Annotated in this window: 25 protein-coding genes; 18 read left to right on the top strand and 7 right to left on the bottom strand. The window is 38.7% G+C overall.

Translation table 11 applies throughout. The features are described from left to right. Positions 1-166: 166 nt before the first annotated feature. Positions 167-355 carry a gamma-type small acid-soluble spore protein gene (locus L3V42_RS02330; protein ID WP_235761977.1) on the top strand — a complete coding sequence of 63 codons (189 nt, stop codon included), beginning with the start codon at positions 167-169 and terminating at the stop codon, positions 353-355. A 45-nt stretch (positions 356-400) separates the two neighbouring features. Here L3V42_RS02330 and L3V42_RS02325 read toward each other — a convergent pair whose 3' ends face one another. After that, a complete protein-coding gene (locus L3V42_RS02325; protein ID WP_235762115.1) occupies positions 401-604 on the bottom strand; it encodes an alpha/beta-type small acid-soluble spore protein in 204 nt (67 codons plus the stop codon). A 298-nt stretch (positions 605-902) separates the two neighbouring features. Between L3V42_RS02325 and L3V42_RS02320 the strand changes: the two genes are divergently transcribed. Together L3V42_RS02320 and L3V42_RS02315 are read left to right on the top strand one after the other, a co-directional pair. Then, the gene (locus L3V42_RS02320) at positions 903-1,148 is read left to right on the top strand and encodes a hypothetical protein (protein WP_235761978.1); all 246 of its coding nucleotides are present in this window, start codon (positions 903-905) and stop codon (positions 1,146-1,148) included. Positions 1,149-1,238: 90 nt separating this feature from the next. Next, positions 1,239-1,868, top strand: coding sequence for an MBL fold metallo-hydrolase (locus L3V42_RS02315; protein ID WP_235761979.1), 630 nt, complete (start codon positions 1,239-1,241; stop codon positions 1,866-1,868). A 213-nt stretch (positions 1,869-2,081) separates the two neighbouring features. On the opposite strand, the gene L3V42_RS02310 is transcribed toward L3V42_RS02315, so the two are convergent. Then, a complete protein-coding gene (locus tag L3V42_RS02310; RefSeq protein ID WP_238471174.1) occupies positions 2,082-2,849 on the bottom strand; it encodes a hypothetical protein in 768 nt (255 codons plus the stop codon). Positions 2,850-2,896: 47 nt separating this feature from the next. Next, positions 2,897-4,291, bottom strand: a complete 1,395-nt coding sequence (locus L3V42_RS02305) for a putative bifunctional diguanylate cyclase/phosphodiesterase (protein ID WP_255783344.1) — start codon at positions 4,289-4,291, stop codon at positions 2,897-2,899. Positions 4,292-4,489: 198 nt separating this feature from the next. Here L3V42_RS02305 and motA point away from each other — a divergent pair, with 198 nt between their 5' ends. From motA to L3V42_RS02255, 10 genes are all read left to right on the top strand, one after another. Further along, positions 4,490-5,275: a flagellar motor stator protein MotA gene (gene motA / locus L3V42_RS02300; RefSeq protein WP_238471172.1), complete on the top strand. Its 786-nt coding sequence runs from the start codon at positions 4,490-4,492 to the stop codon at positions 5,273-5,275. Next, positions 5,268-6,062: a flagellar motor protein MotB gene (locus L3V42_RS02295; RefSeq protein ID WP_238471171.1), complete on the top strand. Its 795-nt coding sequence runs from the start codon at positions 5,268-5,270 to the stop codon at positions 6,060-6,062. The genes motA and L3V42_RS02295 overlap by 8 nt, the downstream gene beginning before the upstream one ends. 29 nt (positions 6,063-6,091) lie before the next feature. Then, positions 6,092-6,553: a chemotaxis protein CheX gene (locus L3V42_RS02290; RefSeq protein ID WP_235761984.1), complete on the top strand. Its 462-nt coding sequence runs from the start codon at positions 6,092-6,094 to the stop codon at positions 6,551-6,553. Positions 6,554-6,835: 282 nt separating this feature from the next. Next, entirely contained in the window at positions 6,836-8,497 is a 1,662-nt protein-coding gene (locus tag L3V42_RS02285) for a PucR family transcriptional regulator (protein ID WP_238471170.1), read from the top strand. A 147-nt stretch (positions 8,498-8,644) separates the two neighbouring features. Further along, positions 8,645-9,874, top strand: a complete 1,230-nt coding sequence (locus L3V42_RS02280; RefSeq protein ID WP_238471169.1) for a M20 metallopeptidase family protein — start codon at positions 8,645-8,647, stop codon at positions 9,872-9,874. A 4-nt stretch (positions 9,875-9,878) separates the two neighbouring features. Further along, the gene (locus L3V42_RS02275) at positions 9,879-11,315 is read left to right on the top strand and encodes an aldehyde dehydrogenase family protein (protein WP_238471168.1); all 1,437 of its coding nucleotides are present in this window, start codon (positions 9,879-9,881) and stop codon (positions 11,313-11,315) included. A 174-nt stretch (positions 11,316-11,489) separates the two neighbouring features. Beyond that, positions 11,490-12,803 carry an aminotransferase family protein gene (locus L3V42_RS02270; protein WP_238471167.1) on the top strand — a complete coding sequence of 438 codons (1,314 nt, stop codon included), beginning with the start codon at positions 11,490-11,492 and terminating at the stop codon, positions 12,801-12,803. Between the two features lie 412 nt (positions 12,804-13,215). Continuing rightward, positions 13,216-14,391 (top strand): M24 family metallopeptidase, encoded by a 1,176-nt coding sequence (locus L3V42_RS02265; RefSeq protein ID WP_235761989.1) that lies wholly within the window; start codon positions 13,216-13,218, stop codon positions 14,389-14,391. Positions 14,392-14,646: 255 nt separating this feature from the next. Next, positions 14,647-14,883, top strand: coding sequence for a nitrile hydratase subunit beta (locus tag L3V42_RS02260; RefSeq protein ID WP_235761990.1), 237 nt, complete (start codon positions 14,647-14,649; stop codon positions 14,881-14,883). A 521-nt stretch (positions 14,884-15,404) separates the two neighbouring features. Further along, positions 15,405-15,914: a type 1 glutamine amidotransferase domain-containing protein gene (locus tag L3V42_RS02255; protein ID WP_235761991.1), complete on the top strand. Its 510-nt coding sequence runs from the start codon at positions 15,405-15,407 to the stop codon at positions 15,912-15,914. A 59-nt stretch (positions 15,915-15,973) separates the two neighbouring features. Here the strand turns inward: L3V42_RS02255 and opuFB are convergent, their stop codons facing one another. After that, the gene (opuFB, locus tag L3V42_RS02250; RefSeq protein WP_238471166.1) at positions 15,974-17,494 is read right to left on the bottom strand and encodes an osmoprotectant update ABC transporter permease/substrate-binding subunit OpuFB; all 1,521 of its coding nucleotides are present in this window, start codon (positions 17,492-17,494) and stop codon (positions 15,974-15,976) included. Further along, a complete protein-coding gene (locus L3V42_RS02245; protein WP_238471165.1) occupies positions 17,487-18,446 on the bottom strand; it encodes an ABC transporter ATP-binding protein in 960 nt (319 codons plus the stop codon). Before L3V42_RS02245 ends, opuFB begins: the two co-directional genes overlap by 8 nt. A gap of 269 nt (positions 18,447-18,715) precedes the next feature. Between L3V42_RS02245 and L3V42_RS02240 the strand changes: the two genes are divergently transcribed. The 3 genes from L3V42_RS02240 (at position 18,716) to L3V42_RS02230 (ending at position 21,865) form a co-directional block, all read left to right on the top strand. Further along, on the top strand, positions 18,716-19,333 hold the full coding sequence (locus tag L3V42_RS02240) for a flavodoxin family protein (RefSeq protein ID WP_238471164.1): 618 nt from the start codon (positions 18,716-18,718) through the stop codon (positions 19,331-19,333). A gap of 389 nt (positions 19,334-19,722) precedes the next feature. After that, entirely contained in the window at positions 19,723-20,619 is an 897-nt protein-coding gene (locus L3V42_RS02235) for a glycine betaine ABC transporter substrate-binding protein (RefSeq protein ID WP_238471163.1), read from the top strand. Between the two features lie 448 nt (positions 20,620-21,067). Further along, on the top strand, positions 21,068-21,865 hold the full coding sequence (locus L3V42_RS02230) for a carbohydrate-binding family 9-like protein (protein WP_235761996.1): 798 nt from the start codon (positions 21,068-21,070) through the stop codon (positions 21,863-21,865). A gap of 88 nt (positions 21,866-21,953) precedes the next feature. Here the strand turns inward: L3V42_RS02230 and L3V42_RS18465 are convergent, their stop codons facing one another. Together L3V42_RS18465 and L3V42_RS18460 are read right to left on the bottom strand one after the other, a co-directional pair. After that, entirely contained in the window at positions 21,954-22,484 is a 531-nt protein-coding gene (locus L3V42_RS18465; RefSeq protein ID WP_369412833.1) for an ROK family protein, read from the bottom strand. Further along, positions 22,478-23,092, bottom strand: coding sequence for an ROK family transcriptional regulator (locus tag L3V42_RS18460; protein WP_369412814.1), 615 nt, complete (start codon positions 23,090-23,092; stop codon positions 22,478-22,480). The genes L3V42_RS18465 and L3V42_RS18460 overlap by 7 nt, the downstream gene beginning before the upstream one ends. Positions 23,093-23,642: 550 nt before the next feature. Here L3V42_RS18460 and L3V42_RS02220 point away from each other — a divergent pair. Beyond that, complete coding sequence (locus tag L3V42_RS02220) at positions 23,643-24,998, top strand: MFS transporter (RefSeq protein WP_235761997.1); 1,356 nt, start codon at positions 23,643-23,645, stop codon at positions 24,996-24,998. 195 nt (positions 24,999-25,193) lie between these two features. Further along, a complete protein-coding gene (locus L3V42_RS02215; RefSeq protein ID WP_238471162.1) occupies positions 25,194-26,636 on the top strand; it encodes a M81 family metallopeptidase in 1,443 nt (480 codons plus the stop codon). Positions 26,637-26,673 lie beyond the last annotated feature (37 nt).

The raw sequence follows: 26,673 nt of genomic DNA, 5'->3' as shown, positions 1-26,673 counted from the left end.
GATATTTATTTTTTTGTAATCAAACCATTTTATTTTTAGGATATTCTGTAGGTAACGGTTTCAATTAACATTTCGTTCCGATTCGGATTGTTTAGAGGAAGGAATTGTCTTTATAAATAGAATCTCTTCGGCAAAACTAAGTTCACCAAGAGAAAGAGGTGACATCATGGAAAAAAATGAAATGTATACAGCATCTGGTACCAATATTGAAGCTGTAAAACAGGCAAATGAAAATTCTGGTATGTCTTATAACGAAGCAAAAGAGTACATTGCAAGAACAACTGGCGGCCATGGAACTCAAATTTATAGTGACACAAATGCTGAACAAATTCGGAAAAAGAATCAACAGGGATAAAACAGCATTTCCTGCTGGTCTACGTTCAAACCAGCAGGAGGATTTTTATTTGTTTGTCATCTGTTCTTTGGCTATCTCAATCATTTCTTTAACCATATTGCCACCAATTGGCCCACCAATTTTACCTGCTTGTCTAGAGGTGAGTTGTCCATTATCCCCCTCATCTAAAGGAATTCCTCGTTCTTTAGCAACTTCGTATTTAACATGATCCGGGTTATCAGGATCCACCTTATACCCTGTTGCATGCATGACACGGCCTTTGAACGGACTCAGATTTTTCTTTGCCACGTCAAACACCTCCTTATAAATAGAATTTCCGAAAGTTTTAAGTTTATCCGGTTCTCATTTTTTGATTTCCGATGTACTTTATGGAAGCTCTCTGATGTTTTTGTGATCGAATGTATGTCATGTATAAAGGAAGAGTGGTAGAATCGGGGCATATGAGGGAAGTGTTTGCCCGGCCTGCACATGCGTATTCAAAGGAATTACTCATTTAATCCCTTTTTTACAAGCGGGGAAGAAAATAAAATCTAATCTTGATGTTTCGGTGCAAGCACAAATTTTGGATTTATTAGTGAACTTGCAGGAAGAGTTTGGAACGAGTTATCTCTTTATCTCCCATGATATTCGTGCAGTCAATGATGTAGCTGACTATGTTGTTGTCATGAAAAATGGGGAGGTAGTAGAAGAAAGGGACGCAGAAAGCGTGCTGTTCAACCCGGAGCATGATTACACGAAAACATTAATCTCGAGTTCGTTTCTATCAGAAGAGGGTGAAATATATGCAATGTAGAGTAATTGGAATATGGGGTGGCTTTCCTAAAAAGGATGGTCCCTGCTCCGGATTCCTGATTCAACAGGACGATTTTTCATTATTAATTGATTGCGGTACGGTGTTGCTCAGCAAGTTCAACATTATGCCGACTTGAATGACATCCATCATGTTGTCCTGTCGCATTATCACTACGATCATTTTAGTGATGTTGGTGTCTTGCTATTTTCCAGATTGGTGAATACACAATTAAAGAAAGTGAACAAGCCATTGTCCATCTACGGCCCAATTAGTGAACAGATGGCAAAAAGAGTGGAAGAAGTACCACACGCAACATTCACTGGTTATCATGAGGAAAGTCAGCTAAAAATCGGCCCGTTTACATTGGAGTTCAAAAGAAACATGCATCCGGTGGAGGCTTATTCGATTAAAATTACTTCAGGTAATAAAACGATTGTTTATACATCGGATACGAGTTATACAGAAGACTTGGTGAACTTCGCAAGTGGAGCAGATTTACTGATTACGGAGTGCAGTTTATATGAAGGGATGGACGGTATATCTTCCGGACATATGACGTCTAAAGAGGCTGGTATCTTAGCGGACAAGTCAGAGGCAAAGGCTGTTTTGCTGACGCATCTTCCTCATTACGGCGATTTGAATGAATTGGTGAAGAGCGCGAAGAAAGAGGGGAATTTTAATATTCGGCTTGCAGAGGTTGGGATGGTTGTTGGGGTTTAGTGTATCGCTTTATGTTCTTTACATACCTGTCTAGCTTAGCGTTGTGACCGGTAAAAGTCTATATTTAACAATAGATATAGACTTTTATCGGTTTTTTTATTTAAATAAAATTCCATTCACTTTCATTTGCCAATTCGTGTATTCCAGTAACAACTTAATGTATAAATCGATTTTGATGGATCCATTCGAATCAGCCAGAATGGTAAAATTATATTATTCTTTCGGTAATGACTCATGTGATTCAAATCTCATGAGTAAGGAATTATTTATATCATAAATATAGAATACAGTTAATTTGTTCACATCTCTTTCACTTGCATCTTTCCTCTCTATGAATACAAGTTTTTCTTTACCTAAGGCATAGAGAAATAATAAATTTTTAAGTTCATTATTAATCTCATCTTTTATCATTCTGACTTTATAGAGAGTTAGAGCGTTGCTAGCTAATTGATTCTTTATATACGTCATCAGCCAAATTAAGATTAAATAAAAAAATGCAAAGGGCAAACTAATGAATATTAATGTTTCCCAATCTCTATACGTCAAATTACCTGTCAAATTGAAGGAAATATGAATAAAAATTAACAGAATGAATAAAGAAATACTGCTATATTTATTAATATTAAATAAGAATTGAGAATTAACGCCTTTGTTAATCATAAATGGACAAATGCTAACTAGTATTAAGAATAAAGATATGGCGATAAAAAAGATTGATGCAGCAAGTGGTAAAAGGTTTAGTAGAAAGTTATTTAAAGCATGAGGTAAACTTTCTTCAATTGTTGAAGTTGCTGTGATAGAAAATGCCATAACAACGGACAGAATCAAGGTCTCCGTAAAATAATATAATTGCTTTTTGAACTTATCTTCTAATAATATTTCTATTTTAGATCGATTAAGTAATTTGATAAAGAGAAAGATGATAGATCCGATAAATGTAATGATTGGAATATAGGTCGCTAGGTCTTGAACAAACGCCATCCGTATGATGCTCCTTCTATATTGTTAGTTGCAAATAGGTGTATGGGTTACTTTGGACATGCATTATTTCTAAACCATCTCCCCATCTCCTCCCCAGAAACAGAAGGACTAAAATAAAATCCTTGCACTTCCATACAACCGAACGCTTTTAAAAGATCAAGCTGTCCTTTTCTCTCTACGCCTTCCACAAGTGACTTTATCTTCAAGTTTTTACTCATTTCGAGCACGTTTCTTAATACGATTTGTTGTTCCTCGTTATCTTCCAAGTTATCAATTAAGCTACGATCGATTTTAAGCGTATCAAATTTTAAATGAACCAAGTCTTTGACCGATGCAAAGCCATTTCCCATATCATCAAGGGAGAATTGAATACCTAGGGATTGGATTCTTTCGATTGTATTCTTCATCTTGTCCCTGTCCGTCCGCATGGAATCTTCCGTTACTTCAATTTCTAGATGATGAGGAGATACATCATATTTTTCAATGGTTACCTTAATCAAATCATATAAGTGGGGATTGCCAAGATTATGTGGTGCTAAATTAAAGGAAACACAGGGATGAGATACACCATCTTTCTCCCATTGCTTTAATTGCCGAATCGTCTCATCAATAACAAAAACAGTGATATATTCTTCAAAACCAGTTTCGATTGCAATCGGAATAAACACTCCTGGTGAAATATTTCCAAGCACGGGATGTTTCCAGCGAATTAACGCTTCTGCTCCAGTCACCTGAAGGGATTTTACATCTATCTTTGGTTGGTATTCCATGTACAGTTCGCTTTGCGTGATACTTTGGTGCAAGTCGTTTGCTAATTGAAACCTCTTCAACAACTCTTCACTTTGATTTGGGAAATAGTGCCCGATTTTTCCTGTACCTAAACTAGTAGCATTGGAAGTTGCAATGGTCACATATTTAAGTAAATCCTCTTCCGTCGTCCCGTCGTCCGGATAAGCACTTATCCCAATGTTGCAGTTAAGAAGGAAGGTTTGACCATTGATTTGTAAAGGGCGTTGTATCCATTCAATTATTTCCTCGGCAATTTTTTGAGGGTTATCCCCTTCATAAATGACAAACCAACCATCCAGATAGGAAGAGAATAGGAAATTACCTCCAGAAATATGCTGTTTCAATCTTTCGGAGGTTTTGTTTATTACTTTATTTCCTGTCGTATAGCCAAATGAGTTGAGGATTTTTGGGAAGTTTGTGATGGTGATTTTTAACAAGACAAAGGAACGCATGTCAGCTTTCTTTTCATCCATTCGTTGGGCCAGGACTCTCCTGCCATAGGTAAAGTTAGGTAATCCTGTATGTTCATCGACAAGAATCGTAGAGGGAAATGAGTTGAGGGCCCCTGAATGAAAAGAACGATTATTTTTGTATTTAGAAATGGTAAAAACCTCCCGGACAATAGAATGAATTATCTTGAGTATATCAAACAACAAATAAAAGAGGGAAGGAATCGTTCGTTAAAATGTTTGCTCAATAAACTAATTATTTCCTCTATTCCTGGCATCCTTCAATAATAGTTTAAAAGACCGATATAAGGGATAAGGAATCGATTTGGAATCTATTACGTTGAGGATCATTCTTCTTGTATATTTTATTTGAATCGAGAGTTTTTCGGTGGAGGGATAGAGATGGATAAAACATCAATTATTGGTATTATCTTAGGGATTATTTCGGTTGCGGTTGGAATGGTTTTAAAAGGTGTCGGTGCTGAAGCGTTGATTAACCCGGCAGCTCTTATCATAATCTTTGTAGGAACGGCTGCATCTGTGTTGATTGCATTTCCTGCAAGTACGATTAAGAAGATTCCTTCTTATTTCAAAATCTTGTTTAAAGAAGAGAAGCAAGAGGATTTAGCGTTGCTGATTGAAGACTTTTCCAAGATGTCAGATCAAGCACGTAGAGAAGGATTGCTGTCTTTAGAAACGGAAATAGAAGCATGGGATGATGATTTTATTTCATCTGGTTTACAGTTGACGGTTGATGGCCATTCACCAGAGTTCATTCGTGAGGTCATGTTGGAAAAAATTGATGCCATGGAAGTGAGGCACGAGGAAGGTGCTGCGGTTTTCGCACAAGCTGGTACATACGCGCCGACACTTGGGGTTCTAGGTGCTGTTATTGGACTAATTGCAGCACTTGGTAATATGAATGATATGGAACTATTGGGTGAGGCGATAGCCGCTGCGTTCATTGCGACGCTATTAGGTATCTTTTCTGGTTATGTATTGTGGCATCCATTTGCAAATAAATTAAGGCAGAAATCGAAGAAAGAAATCCAACGGAAGGAAATCATTGTTGAGGGAGTTCTATCTGTTGTGAACGGAGACTCTCCCGCGGCAGTAAGGGATAAGTTAAGCTCGTACCTCACGTCACAAGAAATTGCTAAGATAAAGCAGGTGACAGCAGATGAGTAGACGCAGAAGAAAAAAGACGGAACAGCAATCAGATGATGCATGGCTGCTTCCCTATTCTGATATGCTAACCTTGCTCGTAGCATTATTTATTGTATTATTTGCCATGAGCGAAATCGATGCGCAAAAATATGAACAGCTTTCCAATGTATTTAAAAGTGAGTTCTCCGGTGGGGGTTCCATTTTACTGGAACGGGCTCCAGCGGATGATCCTTCAGAACGTGCAATCGATGAAAATGAGCCAAATACAGAAGATGAGGACTTCATCGAGGATTCAACGGAAGAAGCCATAAGTGATGGCAGGAGAGAAGTGGAGAACCTTAGAGAACTTCAAGCTCGTATCAACGGGTATATCGAAACAAATGAGTTATCGGGAGCACTGTCCACAGAATTAAGCAATGAAGGGTTAATGCTGACGATTTTAAATGATGTGACGTTTGATATGGGAAGTGCGGAAGTTAACGATGGGGGTAGGGAGATTATCACCGAAGTCTCCAGGTTGTTAAACACCGATCCGCCGCATCATATTGAAATAAGTGGTCATGCGGACGACCGGCCGATTAATAATGAAGAATTCCCATCGAATTGGGAGCTAAGTGTGATACGCGCCGTTAATTTCATGGGATTAATTCTCGGCAATGACGACCATGACCCAGCTCGTTTCAGTGCGAAGGGATTTGGTGAGTACCGTCCAATCGTGCCGAACACGAGTGAAGCAAACAGGGAGAAAAATAGGAGAGTAGAGGTTCTTATTTTGCCTAATTATGAAATCGATGTGGATGAAGAATAATTAAATCCAAGGAAATGGAGTTTAGAAAAATGACGAAAGCTACAACTGATCGAAACAGAACAATCACGGTTTTATTAAATGGGACAAATCATACGTTACAGTCGATTGTGCCGATCCCATTTCAAATGAGTAAACCTAGTTTATTAGGAAATACGCTGCATCTGGAATTTGGGGTATTGATTGGGATTACAGGTGACATTAAAGGCAGGTTGATTTTAGCTGGTGACCAAGCAGTCTTCCGTTCTATTGGTGAAAGCATGTTCGGCATGCCGGTGGGAGATGAAATGCTACCTTCTTTTAGCGGGGAACTAGGTAACATGCTTGCTGGTGGGATAGCAACGGTTATTGTGGAGAACGACGTGACGACAGATATTACTGCCCCAACCATTATGCAAGGGGATACGACATTGTCGGGGTATGAGAAATCGATCCGGTTGACTGCAACATTTGATGGAATTGGAGATTTGCAGATTTATTTGTTGATAGACTGATCATGTATCAAAAAAATGAATATCTAAAAAGTAAAAAGACAACATCAGCCTGTTCTATAGCTGATGTTGTCTTTTTCATGCATAAGTAATAAAGGTAATAATACAGTAGTAAAGGAAAGATATATCAAAATTGCGTTTATGCTTATCTTTTACAGGCTATTTTCATTTAACTAGTCTTACAAGTGTATGTATGGACTAATAGATGTATGCTAGCTAGTAAAATAACTATCAATATGTACGCTTTCAATTAGTGAAACTTATGCGAAATGGAGCGTGAGGTAAATGAGCATTACCGTTCAAGAAATAGTAAACCTTCCTATATTTAATGCGACTAGAGTGATAACTGGTATTGATATTTTAGACCAGCGCAACGTAGAGTGGATGGCGGCAATTGAAGGTCCCGTCGAGAACTTTGTACGTGAACATGAATTTGTTTTAACGACCGGGATGGGGACTGAACATGATGCTAATTTGCTTTATGAATTCGTTAAAGATGTATATGAATCAGGAGCCTCCGCGTTGGGAATAGCAATTGGCCGCTATATATTTGATATTCCCGATGCAATAATCGACTTTGCCGAAGAGAAGAAATTTGTTTTAATTGAACTTCCTTGGGAATTAAGATTTTCAGATATTCAAAGAGAGACGATGAAAGAAATCAATCAAAGGCAAGAAAGTTTCTCGGAAAAAGCAAGGGACACGCAAAAAACGTTAATTGACTTTGTTATCCAAGGGAAAGACTTAGCCGAAATTATTCAGCATGTTGAAAGGGAATTGCACTTTAAGCTAGTTTTTGCAGACCGGAAAGGCAGATTAAAGTCTACACAGGCAGGTGCGGAAGAAATGATTCGTTTATGGGATATACTGGAAGAAAATGAGGCATGCCATGTTGATGAATTATCCTTTCATCATATTCAGAAAGTACCGTATAAAAATGGTTTTTTACTAAAAAAGGAAATAACTTCGGGTTCGAATAGTTTTGCAGAAGGTTATTTTATTATTTGTTTACGAGAACAAAAGCTACTTACGAGTAGTGCACTGCAAGTGTTGGATAGTTTGGCGGCTGCAACAGCACTGTGGATTTCCAGGGACGATGCGATTGTGCAAACGGAAATGCGTCTGCAGAATGGATTTATTCGGGGCTTAGCCAAAACTCCTCCTATTCATTTGGACAAAAATGTGCAATCACGTGCCAAATTATTTGGATATAATCTTCATGTTCCATACCTCTGTATAGTGGGATACTCTGAGAACTTAGATGAATTAACGGAAGGGCATTATACTGATCAAGGCTCAAGTTTTAAGAGTATTATTTATTATATGGAAGAAGAGGTAAGGTATGCCGCAACGGTTGTTGGAAAGCATGCCGCATTCACCTATGATGAGGACCAGATCATCATTTTTTTAGAATCGAAAAATGAAGAACAAAGTTCCGTCCATCATTTTTTAGATTTAGTTGATAAACGATTACATGCGCTTATTCCTGGTGTGCTTTTTTCATGGGGATTTGGCATGCATCAAGATGGGCTGATGACGTTTCATGAAAGCTATAAAAAGGCAAATTCCGCATTGGATTTAGGGTTAAAACAAAAGAAACCTGGAGACCGAATGGATTTTCAGGATACGCAGCTTAATCGGCTATTACTCCATCTAGCCAATCATCCGGAAATAAAAGAGATCACATTATCAACGATTGCTCCATTAATTGAATACGAAGAAAAGAGGAGAATGGATCTAATTGATACATTTATTGCCTATGATAATCAAAATGGAAATGTTAGCCAAGCTGCACGTATATTACATCTGCACCGACAATCCTTATTGTACCGGTTAAAAAAGATAGAAAGCTTAACAAACTTATCACTAGATAATCCCGACGATGTATTGTTATTAAATATCAGTATAAAAGTTTGGTTAACAGGTGTCCTCGAAACAAAAGAATGAGAGAACGAAAGGTTCATACAATTTGTATAGAGTTGTTCATAAAAAGTTCATACAAAATTACAATTGTCGCGCTTCATTGAAGCATCATATAATGGTTTAACAGGAACCGGGGTACAAAATTAACAGGGATAAAGTGAGTGATGTGTTATGAAAATAGTAGAAGGAGCTGAATCCTTATTTGACAAATTAACGTTATGGCGTCGCTATTTGCATGAGCATCCGGAACTAAGCTTTGAAGAAGTAGAGACAGCGAAATTTGTTGTGAATGAATTAGAAAGAATCGGTAATCTCGATGTCGAAACAAATGTGGGTGGACATGGAATCGTCGCAACCTTAACAACCGGTCACGGACCAACAATTGCACTCAGAGCAGACATGGACGCTTTGCCTATCCATGAAGAAAATACACATGCTTTCGCTTCTAAAAACGACGGCGTTATGCATGCATGTGGACATGATGCACACACTTCCATGCTGTTGGGAGCGGCTCATTTGCTTAGTGAACAATTTAGAAAAGGGAAATTGACTGGAACGGTGAAGTTTATTTTTCAGCCAGCAGAAGAGAGTACGGATGCTCGCGGCAGGTCCGGCGCCTCGTATATAATCGAAGCTGGCGCGTTAGAACAGGTGGACGCTATTATTGCGCTCCATGTATGTCCTTGGCATCCTGTTGGAGTCGTTCAGATGAACAATGGAATAAGTATGTCAAATATTGATGGATTTGAGGCAACGATAAAAGGGACTGGGGGGCATGGCGGATATCCACATTTAGCGATTGATCCATTATGGATGTTAGGAACGATATTGCAAACATTCTATGGAACGGTAGGAAGAAGAATCTCACCGCTTGATATCGTTGCAGCGAGTATTGGAAAGATTGAGGCGGGAGCTGCAAACAATGTGATTCCTTCTGAAGTGAAAATAGAAGGCACCTTACGATCGTATTCTCCCGAAGCGAGGAAAAAGCTTGCAAAAGAAGTGGAAAATGTATTTAAAATGGCTGAACATTTTGGTGGTTCGTATGAATTCCATTTAGAAAAGGGAGAACCAGCCTTAAATAATAATATGGAAGTCAATATGCTTATTGAACAAAGCCTGAAAGAAATTTATCCGGAGATGGCAATTCATTGGGAACCATTTGGCATGGGTGGGGAGGACTTCGGATATATGACAGAACAGATTCCAGGTTCCATGTTCTTTCTCGGATGTTCCTTGGAAGATGGGTTAGACCGGGATCTTCATACCCCAATATTTGATATCGATGAAAGATGTTTACCGATTGGAACCGCTATTTTTGTGGCTGCCGTAAATCAGTTTTTAAACCGGAAAGAAGTACCTCATCCTATAAAAAGAAATTCTATTCAGAGAGGTGCGTGATGATATGGAGACCGTTACCAAAGGGAAAAAGATGCTTCTAGGTGGAAAATGGCTGGGAAGAGAAGAAACAATCACGGTATACGACCCTCAAGATAATACGGTCATTACAACGGTGCCAAAAGCTTCCAAAGCGGATATGTTACGAGCAATTCAAGCGGCAGAAGAAGGCGCAAAAACAGCAGCAAATATGCCCGTCCATGAGCGGATTTCTGTCATTCAGAAAGCGGCGGATTATATCGCTCGAAAAAGTGAAAGGTATGCAGAAATAATTGCACGAGAAGGGAGTAAAACAATAACGGAGGCAAGAAAGGAAGTCTCCAGATGCATTACGACATTACGCGTATCGGCGGAAGAGGCTAGACGAATGAATGGGGAGACCATTGCTTTTGATCAAATGCCGGGACATGAAAATCGTGTAGGATATTATTATCATTTTCCAGTTGGAATTATCGCAGCGATCACCCCTTTTAATGACCCATTAAATTTAGTCGCACATAAAGTTGGTCCAGCGATTGCATCTGGAAATGCGATTATCGTTAAACCAGCGACTTTAACACCACTAAGTGCCCTACTATTAGCAGAAGCTTTTGATGCTGCTGGACTGCCGAGTAAAATTCTTTCTGTTGTAACCGGAAGTGGTAGTGAGATTGGTGATGTATTGGTTATGCACCCATCGATTCGAATGGTTTCGTTCACTGGTGGGCTTGAAACTGGAGAAAGAATAGCAAGAATTGCGGGGTTAAAGAAACTAAGCATGGAATTAGGCTCCAATTCACCAGTCATTGTTTTAAAAGATGCGGATATTGACGCAGCAGTTAGCAGTTGCATTACGGGTGCATTTGGAGCAGTCGGGCAAAATTGTTTAGGGGTACAACGAATTTTCATTGAAAAAGAGCAGTTTGATTCCTTTGTGGAAAAATTCGTCGAACAGGCGAATCAATTTAAAGTTGGCGATAAAAAAGATGTGACTACGGATATGGGACCATTGATTACAGAAAAAGAAGCAATTCGAGTAGAGGAATGGGTGGCAGAAGCGCTCGAAGGAGAGGCAACCCTTTTAGCTGGCGGAAAGCGGAATCGTGCCTTTTATTCCCCGACGGTTCTAACAGATGTTCCGGCAGATGCTAAGATAGCAAAAGAAGAAATCTTTGGTCCCGTCGTGATTTTGTTTCCAGTTGAAACCCTCGATGAAGCGATTGAAAAAGCAAACCATGTCAATTACGGACTGCAAGCAGGAATTTTTACGAAAGATATTGATCTTGCATTCACGGCCATTAAGCGATTAGAGGTTGGCGGTATCATGATCAATGACAGCAGTGATTACCGTATTGACGCAATGCCATTTGGCGGCGTGAAGGGATCAGGAATGGGACGTGAGGGAGTAAGATCTACGATGCAAGAAATGACCGAACCTAAAGTTGTGAATTTTAATTTAAAATAACTTAAGCTTTTCACTAGAAAATAGTATGTAATACACATCAAAATGAATGACTGATCACACGAAGGGATAGCTTACTGTTTCAGTCTGTGAAAGTTGAGAAGGTAATAGTTGAATCTCCCATGTATAGTTATTCATCGGACGGAAGCTCCGTTCATTCATAAGGAGGATATAAAAATGACTTCATCTTTAACCGGTAACGAGTTGAAACAGGAATTGACAGAACTGGATAAAAAGCATTTTATTCATCCGACCTCTAATATGAAACAATTACAAGAACAAGGGCCCGCCTTTATTTTTACGGAAGGAGACGGCATTTATTTAAAAGATGTTGAAGGCAGACAATTAATGGACAGTTTATCTTCGCTTTGGAATGTCAATATAGGTCATGGCAGGGAGGAGCTTGGAGAAGTAGCAAAAGAGCAAATGGGAAAACTAGCTTTTACATCTACATTTAGCAATTGGAGCCACGAGCCTGTCATCCGCCTTGCAGAGAGAATAGCGAAATGGACGCCAGGTGACTTAAATGTAACCTTTTTTACCTCAGGTGGTTCGGAAGCAAATGATACCGCCTTCAAAACTGTTCGGCATTATTGGAAAATAAAGGGACGTCCAGAAAAGAGAAAAATTATTTCCAGAAAACAGTCGTACCATGGGGTTGCGATGGGTGCCACAAGTGCAACGGGAATCCCGGAGTTCCATACGTTTACGACTTCGATTGCACCGGATTTTTATTATGTCGATAGTACGCTCGATGCATTAAAAGATAGGATTGAAAAAGAAGGAGCAGATACTATTGCAGCCTTTATTTCCGAGCCCGTGCAAGGTTCAGGAGGCGTAAACTTACCACCCGAGGGCTATTTTGAAGAGGTACGTAAAATATGTGATGAACATGATATTCTGATGATTGCAGATGAAGTCATCTGCGGATTCGGACGCACTGGAACAAACTTTGGAATGGAAAACTTCGAGATTGTACCTGATATTATTACGATGGCCAAAGGGGTAACAAGCGGTTATGCCCCGCTCGGCGGAATGGTTATTTCTGAAAAGCTTCACAAAGAAATCTATGAAAATACACAAGGAAACTTCTGGCACGGTTACACGTATAGTGGCCATCCGACCGCTGCAGCTGTTGCACTTAAGAATCTCGAAATTATTGAAAGGGAAAACTTAATCGAAAATGTCCGCACGATGGGTCAGGAAATGCTTAACGGATTTAAATGGATTCAAGAGCAAAACGAGAACGTGCTAGATGTGAGAGGGATCGGATTACTCGGAGCGATCAGCCTGGAAAGAGAGTCAGCTGCAGTAGAACCGATTGGACCAAAAGTAGTGGCTGAAGCTTTAAAAAGAGGATTGATTTGCCGTTCGGTTGTCTATGGAGGTCAAGATACTTTAGCATTCGCTCCACCGTTCATCATTAATAAAAAGCAAGTTGACGATATGGTAACCATTGTTAACGATTCGATCAAAGCAGTCATAAAATAATATATATGCTGAACTTAAGTTTTTCACTGCTGTCTAGGAGCAGAGCCATCTATTAGAAAGTGATGTTGCTTGAAATTCTCTTTTGTCCGGTGGAACTCTTCCATGAGTTAGTCTAAGAGACGGTTTTCGCGGCTTTAGAGCTTACTATGTCTAATAGAACTCCTCTCTGAGGCAGCTTTCGTGGAATTAGAGGTTATTATGTCTAATAGAACTCATCTCTAAGCTAGCTTTCGTGGAATTAGAGCATATTATGTCTAATAGAACTCAACTCTAAGCCAGCTTTCATGGCTTTAGAGTCAAGTATGTCTAATAGAGTACCCGTACCAAATCAAAATTACAGGAAAACGTTTGATAAAAAATCTAGTTGAGCTCATATAGGTGGATTTATCCATACTGACTGGAGGGGGTTGAATTGTTAGCGTTTAAAAAAATTGAATATGAGGAAAGAGTTCAAAAAGTTAAGCGTGTGATGGAAAAGCGGGGAATAGAAGTATTATTAATAACGGATCCATCCAATATAAACTATGTAACAGGCTATGATGCAATATCTTATTATGTCCCTCAGGGCGTTATTCTGGCATTAGAAATAGAAGAACCAATCGCCATCATTCGATTCATGGATCGGCATTGTGCGATCGAAACAACATGGATGTCCGAGGAACATATTATTGCCTATCCTGATAAATATTTATGGGAACCAAAACAATTACATGTCATGAATTTTATTGGGGATGTTTTAACGGAAAAAGGATTGCAAAATAAAAGAATTGGTCTGGAGTATGATGCTTATTATTTTAATGCGCATTGGAAAAATAAATTACTCGAAGCCTTGCCAAATGCGCAATTTTTGGATGCTACGAAACTCGTAAGTTGGGTAAGAGCGGAAAAGACAAAAACGGAATTGGAATATATGCAAGTTGCAGCGAGAATAGTAGAAAAAACGATGCGCAATGCAATTAGAAAAATTGATGTTGGCATCAGAGAGACGGATGTTGCAGCAGGAATATATCACGATTTAATAGAAGGAACAGATGCGTTTGGTGGTGAGTATCCCGCATTAGCGGCAATTATGCCAACTGGAGACCGAACAGCGGGAGCCCATTTCTCATGGACGACAGAAGGGAAATATCAAAATAATCAACCGGTATATATCGAAATATCCGGTTGCTATAAGCGCTATCATGCACCACTCGCTAGAACTGTATTTATTGGAGAACCCCCAAAACAATTAGTAGAAACTACTAAAATTGTAATAGAAAGTTTGAACATCGCTCTTGCGACTATTAAACCAGGTGTTACGTGTGAAGAGGTGGAGCGTGTTTGGCAAAAAGAAATAAATAAGTATGGACTCGAAAAAGAATCCAGACTGGGTTATGCAGTCGGTATCGGTTATCCACCGAGTTGGTCGGAAGATACGGCTTATTTCAGACCGGGTGATCAAACGGTTTTAAAACAAAATATGACGTTTCATATGATGCCAGGTATGTGGCTGGACGGTTATGGTGTTGCAATTACGGAAACGTTACGTGTTACGGGGAAAGGGTGTGAAACGATAACACAGTTTCCGAGGGAGTTGTTTATTAAGTAAGTTATTCATCTGCATGAACTTCCAATCGTCCCGATCTTAAAAATGGATCGGGACGATTTGAAGTTTAGAGGGTTAGATGAAATTCAAGTAGAATGACTGCAACATTAGAGGAGATTTGATTATAGGGATTTATTTGTCGGTGGAATGACTACCTCAGTTTGAAACAAAATGTTGACTAACAAGATGAAAAATAGTAGCATGACAAAATAACTTTTCATCTCTTATTTTGTATATTTTCTGGTAGGAGGAGAGAAAATGAATGAAGACAAAACCGAGTTAAGTGCAGCGATGGGCAGGATGTTCGGTCAAATTGTAAAAGAACGTGTAGCGACGGAAGCACTTGCAAATCTATTAATCGAAAAAGGCATCATTACAGCTGAGGAGCTGGATGAATCTTTTAGGAAAGTATATGAGGAAAAAGGGAAAAAGTATTCTGCGGAAGCTTTGAATATGTCGGAAGAAGAGTATAGGGAGATTATTGATGGGGAGTAAACTCTTTCTTAAAATCCCACTCGTTATTTAAATTACCGAGTGGGATTATACTTTATGATATGGTTTGGCTTGCTTCTTGCATAGCTATCTGTTGTTGCGTGTATATCTTACAAAATCGTTAACAAATAGCAGTCGCTTACATATATGATGATTCGCTTGCATACGCAATCACTTTTTATCATAAAGTGAAAGAACAGTCTAGAACATTGAGCCACTTCGCTAGTAGAGGGAGGATAGTCCCTGAGCATAATGATGATGATGTTAGAGAAATATTCATTCATCGTTACCGTCTAATCTATAAATACGCGATGAAGACATCGTGATAATTGCTTTTGTTCATGATGCACAACTATATAGAAAAGATTAATCTGTATCTTAATTCTAGGCACTTGAGAATTAGAAATTTATCAACTCCAAAATATTTATTATAATTTAGTCTTATTTTAAGCAGTTGCTTTGCTAATTTCTCAATCGTAAATTATAATAATTTCGTAAATATAAATGAGCTGGAGGTAGTTAGTATGGCAAAGGTAGCATTTCTTTTGGCGAGCGGATTTGAGGATTCCGAAATGAAAAATCCATATGAAGCTATTAAAGAAGCAGGGCACGAAGCAATTATTATTGGTTTGGAAAAAGGTGCACAATGCGACGGGAAAAAAGGAACAGTCTCCTATACTGCTGATCTTGCGGCATCTGAGGCAAACGCTAATGAGTTCGATGCGGTTATTATCCCAGGTGGAGGCGCTCCGGAAGCATTGCGTGTCAATGATGATGTTATTCGTTTTGTGAAGGAAATCAATCAAGACGACAAATTAATTGCTGGTATCTGTCATGGACCACAAATCATGATCAGTGCGGACATTCTAAAAGGAAAAGAAGCAACATGCTTCATCGGAATTCGCGATGATGTAAAACTAGCAGGCGCGACTTATCACGATAAAGAAGTTGTGGTTAGTGAAAATTTGATTACCTCACGTACACCTAAAGATGAGCCTGTGTTTATCCGTGAGATTCTGGCAAAGTTATCCTAAATTTAATCATGGAATACATAGAAAATCGGTTTCTATCATTGAGAAACCGATTTTCTGCATTAATTTGTATGGAGCCCCTCATTCTCTAAAAATTCCCGCGCGACTTCTGCAGCACTTCTTCCTTCCACTGCCACCTGATAATTCATCTCTCGCATCTCCTCATCCGTTATTTTCCCAGCTAACTGATTTAAGATACCTTCCAGTTCCGGATATTCCTCGAGTGTTTCACTTCTCAGTAAAGCAGCACCTTGATAAGGCGGGAATAATTCTAAATCATCCTCCAATACGGTGAGATTATAACGCCTCAGCTCACTATCAGTAGAATAAGCATCCAATACATTAATATCCCCTTGCTCAATCGCTGTATAACGCAATTTCGGTTCCATTGTCACGAGATCAGGGAATTCGAGGCCATAAAGCTCTTGAATACCAACATATCCATCTTCGCGATCTGTAAATTCCAAGGTGAATCCAGCTTTCACTTCATTTTCTAACCCCTGTAAATCAGAAATTGATTCTATGTTGTGCTCGCGGGTAAACTCTTCCGATACAGCTAGTGTATACGTATTATTATAATCCATCGGTTCTAACAGGACTAAATTGTTATGCTCGAGTAAGCCGGATTTCGCTTGTTCGTACACTTCCTGTTTATCATTGCTAACCGGGGTTTCATCTAGAAATTGGGTTATTGCCGTCCCTGTAAATTCTGGATAGATATCGATGTTTCCGGACTCTAAAGCATTGAATAAAAAGGTTGTTTTCCCAAGGCTAGGCTCTAATTCCACGTTCAAATCGGTTTCGTCTTCAATTAGAATCTTATACATATTAATTAAAATCTCAGGCTCGGGACCTAATTTGCCCCCAATTATGATTGTTTCTTCGTCTCCAGCGAGTAAATTGGGAAGAACGGATATACCGAATGTAAAGACAACAATGATTCCAATCGTTACAAGTGTCTTTTTATACGAAAGCTTTTGGATACCGCGTAGTACAAGGTCAAATAAAATTGCAAGTAAAGCTGCTGGAATAGCTCCAAGTAAAATAAGTGCAGAATTATTCCGATTGATTCCAAGCAGAATTAAATCCCCTAATCCCCCTGCACCGATTAATGCAGCAAGGGTTGCCGTTCCAATAATTAATACCATTGCCGTCCGAATTCCTGCCATAATCACTGGCATCGCAAGCGGTAATTCCACTTTCAACAATCTTTTTCTTGTGTTCATCCCCATTGCCATCGCCGCTTCAATTAAAGAGGCATCCACTTCTTTAATTCCAGTGTACGTGTTGCGGAGAATGGGTAGTAAAGCATAGATGACCAACGCAATAATAGCAGGAACTTTACCAATCCCAAGCAAAGGAATGAACAAGCCGAGTAATGCTAAGGAAGGAATCGTCTGCAACATCGCAGCAATCCCGATGATGCTCTCGGCAACACGAACTTTTTTCGTTAAATAAATCCCTAATGGTACAGCAATTAAGACTGCAAAAAAGAGCGCAATAAACGAAATTTGAATATGTTCAATAAGTGCTTGGAACAATTCATGCTGGCGATTTTGGAATACTTTAATCAAGTTATTCATCGCTATCTCCCCCTCTCGTTATATGCTGGGAGAAATAATCAATCATGATTTGCCGATTGACTACACCAATCGGAACACCGTTTTTTTCTACGGAAAGTGAATCATGTTCGGATAACCGGTCTAACACTTCGGCCAATGTTGCGGAAGCGGAAATAGCGGAGGGTTCCTGCCCTGTCAGATTGGGGATGGGATGAATGTATTGTTCTAAATCAAAATCTGTCCCCAGGTGACTAGCACTTCCTACGAAATCGCGGACAAAGTCATTCGCTGGCTCATTTATTAATTCGTCCGGTGTTCCTAACTGAATGAGTTTCCCTTCCTTCATTAAACAAATCCGATCTGCCAGTTTCAGTGCTTCTTGAATGTCGTGGGTAACAAATACAATTGTTTTCTTAATCGTCCGCTGCAAGTGAATGATATCCTCTTGCAATTTTTCCCGGCTGATGGGATCTAGCGCACTGAATGGCTCGTCCATTAATATGATTTCCGGGTCGGCTGCTAAAGCACGAACCACACCTACCCGCTGCTGCTCCCCGCCAGAAAGCTCATGGGGCATCCGGCTCCGGTAAGTAGTAGGGTCAAGACCTACCATATCCAATAATTCTGTTACACGATTGCGGATTTTTTCTTTGTCCCATTGTTTGAGCTCAGGCACAATTGCAATGTTTTCTTCAATCGTCATATGTGGAAATAGCGCAATCTGCTGTAAGACATATCCGATATTCCAGCGAAGTTCATCGATCTTATAGTCGCTAATCCTTTTTCCATCCATATAAATGGTTCCAGTTGTCAAGGGGATGAGGCGATTGATCATTTTTAGCGTCGTTGTCTTACCGCTGCCACTCGGACCAATTAATACAAAAAATTCCCCTTTATTAACTGTAAAGTTGATGGCATCTGCTGCAAGAGTATCACCATTATATTGCTTCGTAACATTTTCAAATGAAATCATTAGGAGTAATGTCCTTTCTGCATAGGAGTTGGTTGACTTTCTATTAGTGTAATGGGAGTTGGTTGAAAGCTCAATGAAAAAGCAAAGGGTAGACAGGAAGGGGTTAAGTGTCTTGTTCCTTTTTATTTTCGTGTGCATTACCTATCGACATTTACCACAATTCATTGAATTTAAAACATATTATTTCTTTCATAGAGTGATTCTGGTAAACGATTATAATAACACAAATCGGGAAGAAACTATATATATTGATAAAAGGGAGTGTCTTTGTGAAAGCATTAATCTTAAACTGTTCTCTAAAACCTTCTAATGAAGTATCCAATACGGATGCTTTATTACAGGAATTTATTGATGTCTTTAAAGAAAAGCAAATCGAAACAGAAACGGTTCGGGTAGTTGATTACAATATAGCGTTTGGAGTCGAGGCGGATATGGGCGATGGAGACGAGTGGCCAGTAATCGCGGAGAAAATAAAAAATGCTGATATTCTGCTCTTTGGCACACCCTTGTGGATTGGTGAAAAGAGCAGTGTTGCTAAAATGGTTCTGGAACGGATTAGCGGTTCTGGCTCTAAGACGAATGATAAAGGACAGCCTGTCTATTATAATAAGGTTGCCGGTGCTGTAGTGACTGGTAATGAAGATGGTGCCAAGCATGCGGCGAGAGATATTCTCTTCAGCTTAGGACATTTTGGATTCTCCTTGCCACCTAATCCGCTGTCTTACTGGGTGGGAGATGCTGGTCCAGGCCCTTCCTATATTGAGGCAAAAGGAAAAAATAATGAATTCACACAAAAGAATGCACGGATTGCGAGTCATAATATTGTTCACTTAGCGAAGATACTGAAGGATAGTCCAATCCCTGCGGAGGGGAATGTGAGTGAGTAAGTGAAAAGTTAAACAATTCCCCAAAGGTTAGAGACAATGACCTTTGGGGAATTGTTTATATACTATGCCATTTTAAGAATCGATAATCCAATGAAAATTTATCAAGATGATAGCTGGATATGTGGTGGAATTTCTCAACCAACTCGTAGACAGTCACTAGTTCTGGTGATAGGCCCGTTAAATGGAGTATGGACGATATATTCTAACATAACCTGCTAGATTACTTTACTATTCAAAAATAAGCCCAGAAAATGAGCATTAGGCTCGTTATTCTCTGTTTGAGTTAAATCTTGTAAAGCTATAACATAGATTGTGTTGTTCTTTTATATGAATGATTATCCCATATGATTAGAACAGCAAAACAGAGAAATAGGGGTGTTTGTTTTTTTATGGTTAATTTTAAGAAAATAGGTATAATTGCTGGGCTTTCCTTTACGTTGCTTGCAGCAGGTTGTGGAACTGCAGCAGAAGGGGAAGAGAAGCAAGAGAACGTCAGTGCGGCACTGAAATATACAATAACTGGAACGGAGCCAGGTGCCGGACAAACGGAAAAGAATGAGGAAGCCATGGCGACATATGACAGTCTTCAAGGCTGGAAACAAGATCTGTCCTCAGCGGGTGCCATGTTAACGGAATTAAGTGAAGCGATTGCTAATGAAGAGCCGATTATCTTTTCCGCGTGGTCTCCTCATTATAAGTTTGCGAATTGGGACCTGAAATATTTAGAAGACCCACTGAATATATACGGAGAAGAGGAAGAGATTAGAACAATTGTAAGAAATGGATTAAAGGATGAAATGCCCGAAGCATACACTATCATTGACCGAATAGAACTTGAACTGGAAGATGTAGAAGAAGCTTTGTTAGAAGCGCTGGACAGTGAGTATGAAACAGTGGCGCAAACATGGATTGATGAAAATCAAGAAACCGTTGCAGAATGGACAGAAAACGTTGCCACTGTGGATGGAACTTCTATTGAGTTCGCGCTGCTCCCTTGGGATGATGCGACGTTTACAGCTAATGTAGCTAAGGGGGTTCTAGAAGAGCAAGGGTTTGATGTAACACTTACACCAGTTGATCCTGCTATTATGTTTGAGGCAGTCGCAACAGGAAGTGCAGACGCTTCAATGGCTGTTTGGATGCCGTCAACCCATGAACCATTATACTCTAAATATGAAGATGACTTTGAAGATCTTGGGCCAAATTTGGACGGTGCAAAAGTTGGATTAGCAGTACCAGCTTATATGGATATTGATTCATTAGAGGACTTGGAACCAAAAAAATAAGATGAAGAGGGTGCGGGTAGAACCTGTATCCTTTTTAATTGCTAGGAAACTACGCTATCATTGCATTAAATTATTAAACTGAAGTCAAGGAGCAATATAACAACCTACTATTTTGAATAACAATAGTTTCAGTTGCCAACTTTCATACACAAACTTAAACAAGGTATGGTAGCCCTGTCCAAATCCTTAATTATAGGGTTCTGATACTAATGGATAAGTAATTTCCTTTCTCCGGATATTCCTCTATAACCAGGGAACATTTCATTTTTATTAAACTATATAAATTAAATTAATTAACTATTGACAATGCATAGGTGAAAGCGTAACCTTATAATTGTAAGAATTATAAATATTATTTCAAAGATATAAATACCACGCCTACTGAGCATGTCAATCCATCGGTTCACCCAGTTTTAAAAAACTAAAAAATACTGTGAGGAGAAATGAAATGACATACACTGCATATCGAACAAAAGAAAAAATAGTTATAGATGGTAAACTGAATGAAAAAGCTTGGGAGCTAGCTCCTAAATCTTCTCGTTTTGTAGATATTGTAAATGGTGAACCTGCACTTTACGATACGAAATCAGCTGTACTTTGGGATGATGAATATTTATACATTGGTTTTTGGGTGGAAGAACCCTTTGTACATGCAACATTAACAGAAAGAGATAGTCTGCTATTTAATGAAAATAATGTGGAGATATTCATAGATGGCGGAGATACTTATTATGAATTTGAAATTAATGCATTAAATACGATTTATGAGGTCTTTTTCATTTGGAAAGATGCCTATAATCGGGGGGGCAAGTTCGATGTCCCAGAATTTGATTTATATGATCGTGATATGTACACATTCGGTGGTAACCACGATAGAACGGGAATACATTTTTGGAAAGGGACACATCCCCGTGGATTAAGATATGCGTTTAGAGATTGGGATCTACCAGGTTTAAAATCCGCAGTACATATCGATGGAAAATTAAATGACCATGCACATAGAGATAAAGGTTGGACCGTAGAACTAGCCTTCCCTTGGGAAGGAATGAAATGGCTGGCAAATGGCCGAACATTACCTCCTACGAGAGGTGACGTTTGGAATCTGCAATTTTCAAGGTATGAAAAGCTGGTTGGATTAAATAAGAATGTAGGTTGGGCTTGGGATCCAGTTGGATCAGATGATAACCATAAACCAGAAGCATTTACGCCGATTACTTTTTCTGATGTAAATATTGAGGAACTTTAGTAGATAGTATTCTTAAAAAACGTCCCACTTCTTTCATTAATATAAATGGGACGTATGGGGTAACCATTAAAATTTAAGCTGTTCCATGTCAATTCAGTTTGGCAATCGAATCGCTATAAATGTGTTTTCTCAAAAAACCTTCAACAGAAAATGCTGCGACTCCTAAACAAGTGGAATAGGTTAAAAGAGTTGAAAAGTCAATTTTTAAATCCTTTTGGCTAAACCATAGTGTTTGTTCATGGATAAAATAATTTAATGGTTTCGTTAGCCAGGTTTCTGCCTTTGCCATGCGGTTACCTATAATTACTAGTTCTGGGTTAAAAATGTTGATAATGTTATTAATCCCAACACCTAAGTATTTCCCAGTTCTTTCGAAGAGTTGAATGGCATCAGCATCCCCCATTGTGGCGAGATCAGTGATAGTCTCCAGCGTCAGGTTATCTGGATCAATCTCTAACCCCGAACGTTTAGCATCTAACATTAAGGATTTTTCCGAGGCATACAATTCCCAACATCCTTGATTGCCACAGCTGCACTTAGCTCCATCAACCTCAATCGTCATATGTCCAAATTCACCGGAAAATCCGTTATTCCCCCGATAAAGCTCTCCATTTAAGATAAGTCCGACACCTCAACCCCAACACTTACGTAAATAATATTGTTAAAGTATTTACCAGCACCGAATTTTTTCTCTCCATATGCTCCTGCATTTGCTTCGTTTTCGATAATTACTGGAAGGTGGTATTTCTGTTCTAGTAATGACCGGAGATCTACATTCCTCCAATTCAAGTTTGGAGCGAGTAAAATCTTCTTGTCTGAATCAACAACACCTGGCACACCGACCCCTATTCCTATAATGCCATAATGACTCGTTGGTGCAGTGGAGATGAGTAGATCGATTACCGTGTATAGTTCTTCTAAAATTTCCTCATAGGTTAAAGCAGTAAAGTTCACTTGTTTTTCGAAGTATATATTTCCTTGTAAGTCAGTTAAAACTCCAAGAATATAATTAACTCCTAAATCAATACCTACCGTATAACCAGCTAATTGATTAAAAAGTAACATTACAGGCTTTCTCCCACCGCTTGATTCACCAGGTCCCAATTCACTAATTAATTTATCATTTAACAGCTCAGTCACTAATGAAGAAACCGTACCCTTATTTAACCCGGTAGAAGTAGCAATATCTGCTCTGGAAATACTGGAGTTTTCTCTTATTGTTCTCAAAACCAGAAATTTGTTCTCTTGCTTTACAATATGCTGATTCCAAGTTTTATTTACTTTGATTTTTCTCTCACCTCTTTCGCCACTATTAAATAATATAGCATTATTTTATCATAAACTTTGTTTAACCGCTATACAATTTGAAAAGTGAGTTTGGAAAGTATTATAGCGTACACTAGAAATGATGATAAAATTAATCAAGGCCAAGGAATTTATAGTTAACTTTATGACGATGGAATAAAAAGAGAAAGTAAAATTATTTAAAATAATTCTATTATTTATATTGACAACGTTTTCATACTTCTGTATACTAAAATTCACAAGATACTTAATTTAATCAATGAACAAAGAAAGATTTATTAAGTAAAATTAGGTTGATTGAATAATTTTACATAAAATTAAAAGGAGGAGACTATTTTTTTATGTAAACTTAGTTCACTGGATGAACTAAGTTATGAATTGTTGGAAGAGGACAAGGCGGAATAAGCAGGCTAGGATTTCTACTAAAAAGATTCTTGATATGTATTCTAAGAATGAAAAGGAGGCTAATAGGATGGAATCGTTAAACACAAATCAAAATGGAGTCAGTAATACTGGGAAGTTGAGCCTAAAGGAAAAAATGAGCTACGGAGCGGGGGATATTGCTTCTAACTTTGTTTGGGGGATGGTCACAAGTTACTTGCTTTTTTTCTACACGGATATTTTTGGCATAACAGCAGCTGCCGCCGGGACGCTATTTTTAGTAACAAGGCTTTTGGATGCAATTACTGATCCAATGATGGGTGTGGTTATCGATAGGACAAAAAGTAAGCATGGAAAAACGCGCCCCTATTTATTATATTTACCTATTCCACTGGGGATTGTCGCAACCTTGATGTTTATTACACCTGATTTCTCATATACAGGGAAATTAATCTATGCATATGTTACGTATATCTTGTTAGTGTTGATTTACACAGCTATTAATTTACCATACGGTGCACTCATGACAAGAATGACGAGAGATTCAGGTGAGAAAGGTGAACTAAATAGTTTCCGAGGGATAGGAAGAACGATTGGTGCAATTGCTGTTTCAGCCTTAGTTCTCCCTTTAGCAACATTATTCGGTAATGGAAATCAACAAATCGGCTTTCCAATCACCATGGCGTTATTCTCCGTAGTCGCTGTAGGCTTGTTTTACATTACATTCAAATATTGTAAAGAGCGAATTGAGGATGCTCAGACACAGCAAGCAAGAGTTACAACATCCATACGAAATATGTTTAAAAATAAATACTGGGTTATTATTGCTGTAAGTACAATATTCTGGTTTTTAAGAATGGGAGTAATGAATACAGCGCTCATCTATTATGTTACGTATTATCTTGGACAACCAGGTAAAACACCGCTTTATTTGACACTATTGAATATAGCTAGTTTCGTAGGTTCCCTAATAGCATTGTTCGTACTGAAAAGATGGGGGAGCAGAAATACAAGTATCATTGCTTATACCCTCGCAACCATTTTACTTATCTCCATCTTTATGCTCGGTGAGAATACGGGATTATTATTTGTCATCCTGTTTTTCTTAGCTAATGTCTTTATCGGTTTTGGAGATCCTGCGAACTTAACGATGTTAGCAGAAACGATTGACTATCATGAGTGGAAGTTTGGTGAACGAGTAGAAGGTCTGCTGTTCTCTGGATATAGCTTTGCTCTTAAGTTTGGTGTTGCTATCGGTTCGGCATTTGTTGGATACGCTTTAGCTTTTGCAGGATATGATCCGGATGCGATAACTAGTCAAGCTACTGATGTTATTCGGATTATAACATTTGGAGTTCCTATAGTTTTAACTGCTATCCAAGTTATTGTGTTGCTATTCTATAAACTGGAAAAGTTACACCCGAAAATTATTAAAGAATTAGTTTAATGAATTTTATAATACGTATTTAATGCTTCACCATCACCATATGTAGTTGAACTGGTTCGTTCCCAACTACATATGGTGATGGGAAAGCCGACTTTGGTAATTATGAAATTCATTCAGTTGAATAAATAATACCTGATTATCACTCACGATCACTCCACTTTTTACAATAATGAAACTGAAACATGAGGTGATGAAATGAATATTGTAGTTGGCGGATTATTTCATGAATCAAATACGTTTAATCCAATTCTAACAGATAAAGATAATTTTAATCTTCATGAAGGAGATGAAATGTTGGAGAAGGTTGCCAGTACGAAAGTGTTTAAAGAGGCTGGAGCTACAGTTATTCCAACAATCCATGCATTTGGATTACCGTCTGGAGTCGTGAAGAACGAAGTATATCGATATTTCGCAGATAAGATACTTGGTGTTTTAGAAAAGGAAACCGAAGTTGATGCGATATGGCTCCACCTCCACGGGGCAATGACAGTCGAAGGGATTGGTTCAGCGGAGTTGCAACTATTGAAGGAAATAAGAGAAATAGTAGGTGGAGAAATCCCTATATCATTAACACTTGATGCTCATGCGAACAATACGGATGAATTGACAGATTATGCAAATATTATTCGTGCTTACCGATCGGTACCGCATATAGACCAGAGTGAAACGGAAATCATTACAGCACGGCTTCTGCTAGAAAGCTTGAAAAATAATTCGTATCCAAAACCAGCCTTTAAAAGGTTACCAATGTTAATAGGTGGAGAACAAGCCTTAGGGGCGAGAGAACCTTTAAAATCGATTTACAGAAAGATAGAGGAAATGGAAGCGTTGGATGGGATAGCGACTGCTTCTTTCTTTATCGGATTTTCCTGGGCAGATACTAGAAACTCAAGTCCCTCTGTGATAGTCGTACCGGAATCTGATGAATATAGAGAGCTGGCAAATGAAAAAGCCCAGGAATTAGTTGATTACGTTTATTCTAAAAAAGAAGAATTTAGCTTTGCAGTTCCTGCTCTTCAACCGGAAGAGGCAATTCAAACAGCTTTGAACGCAGACTCAAAACCCGTATTTGTTACAGACTCTGGGGATAATACGACTGGCGGAGGTATGGGGATATATACGTACTTGTTAGATATGTTCTTGCAGAAAGATGTAGGAGATAAAAAAATATGTATAGCGTCTATTTTTGATAAGGAAGCATCTCGAGAATGTGCTAAATACAACATTGGTGATGAAATTCATGTGAGTGTTGGAATTAATTACGATGTGTATAGTAAGAGCATTCCAGTAAAAGGTTTTCTAAAGGCAAAAGGCGATTTGATGGGATTCTTAGGTTCAACAGATGTAAAAGTTGGAGAAGTTTATGTCATATCCATCGGCAGTATCGACCTAGTGGTGGCAAACAGTGGTGAATCATTTATAACGATTGGCCATTTCGAAGCCGCCGGATTAGATTTATCAGAGTATGACATTATTGTTGTGAAACAAGGTTATCTATTTGCAGAGTTAAGTGCGATTGCAAAATTAGAAATATTAGCATTGACTCCAGGGGCAACGTATCAGGTTTTAGAGGAGCTGGAGTATGAAAATATTCCTAGGCCAGTTTACCCCTTAGATCAGTTAGTAAAGGAAAGATAAATTGTAAAGAACCTGATAAATACTATCAACCAACAAA

Source organism: Oceanobacillus alkalisoli (assembly GCF_022213125.1).
Classification (GTDB): Bacteria; Bacillota; Bacilli; order Bacillales; family Amphibacillaceae; genus Oceanobacillus; species Oceanobacillus alkalisoli.
Note: the sequence above shows the minus strand (reverse complement) of the source record. Positions and strands in the feature narration are given on the sequence as shown.

Coding starts and splice junctions, on each gene's coding strand:
- L3V42_RS02275 (WP_238471168.1), top strand. CDS start 9,879: ATGGAGACCGTTACCAAAGGGAAAAAGATGCTTCTAGGTGGAAAATGG.
- L3V42_RS02260 (WP_235761990.1), top strand. CDS start 14,647: ATGAATGAAGACAAAACCGAGTTAAGTGCAGCGATGGGCAGGATGTTC.
- L3V42_RS02220 (WP_235761997.1), top strand. CDS start 23,643: ATGGAATCGTTAAACACAAATCAAAATGGAGTCAGTAATACTGGGAAG.
- L3V42_RS02215 (WP_238471162.1), top strand. CDS start 25,194: ATGAATATTGTAGTTGGCGGATTATTTCATGAATCAAATACGTTTAAT.
- L3V42_RS02290 (WP_235761984.1), top strand. CDS start 6,092: ATGACGAAAGCTACAACTGATCGAAACAGAACAATCACGGTTTTATTA.
- L3V42_RS02330 (WP_235761977.1), top strand. CDS start 167: ATGGAAAAAAATGAAATGTATACAGCATCTGGTACCAATATTGAAGCT.
- L3V42_RS02255 (WP_235761991.1), top strand. CDS start 15,405: ATGGCAAAGGTAGCATTTCTTTTGGCGAGCGGATTTGAGGATTCCGAA.
- L3V42_RS02270 (WP_238471167.1), top strand. CDS start 11,490: ATGACTTCATCTTTAACCGGTAACGAGTTGAAACAGGAATTGACAGAA.
- L3V42_RS02285 (WP_238471170.1), top strand. CDS start 6,836: ATGAGCATTACCGTTCAAGAAATAGTAAACCTTCCTATATTTAATGCG.
- L3V42_RS02295 (WP_238471171.1), top strand. CDS start 5,268: ATGAGTAGACGCAGAAGAAAAAAGACGGAACAGCAATCAGATGATGCA.
- L3V42_RS02325 (WP_235762115.1), bottom strand. CDS start 604: ATGCATGCAACAGGGTATAAGGTGGATCCTGATAACCCGGATCATGTT.
- L3V42_RS02310 (WP_238471174.1), bottom strand. CDS start 2,849: ATGGCGTTTGTTCAAGACCTAGCGACCTATATTCCAATCATTACATTT.
- L3V42_RS02235 (WP_238471163.1), top strand. CDS start 19,723: ATGGTTAATTTTAAGAAAATAGGTATAATTGCTGGGCTTTCCTTTACG.
- opuFB (WP_238471166.1), bottom strand. CDS start 17,494: ATGAATAACTTGATTAAAGTATTCCAAAATCGCCAGCATGAATTGTTC.
- motA (WP_238471172.1), top strand. CDS start 4,490: ATGGATAAAACATCAATTATTGGTATTATCTTAGGGATTATTTCGGTT.
- L3V42_RS02280 (WP_238471169.1), top strand. CDS start 8,645: ATGAAAATAGTAGAAGGAGCTGAATCCTTATTTGACAAATTAACGTTA.
- L3V42_RS02245 (WP_238471165.1), bottom strand. CDS start 18,446: ATGATTTCATTTGAAAATGTTACGAAGCAATATAATGGTGATACTCTT.
- L3V42_RS02230 (WP_235761996.1), top strand. CDS start 21,068: ATGACATACACTGCATATCGAACAAAAGAAAAAATAGTTATAGATGGT.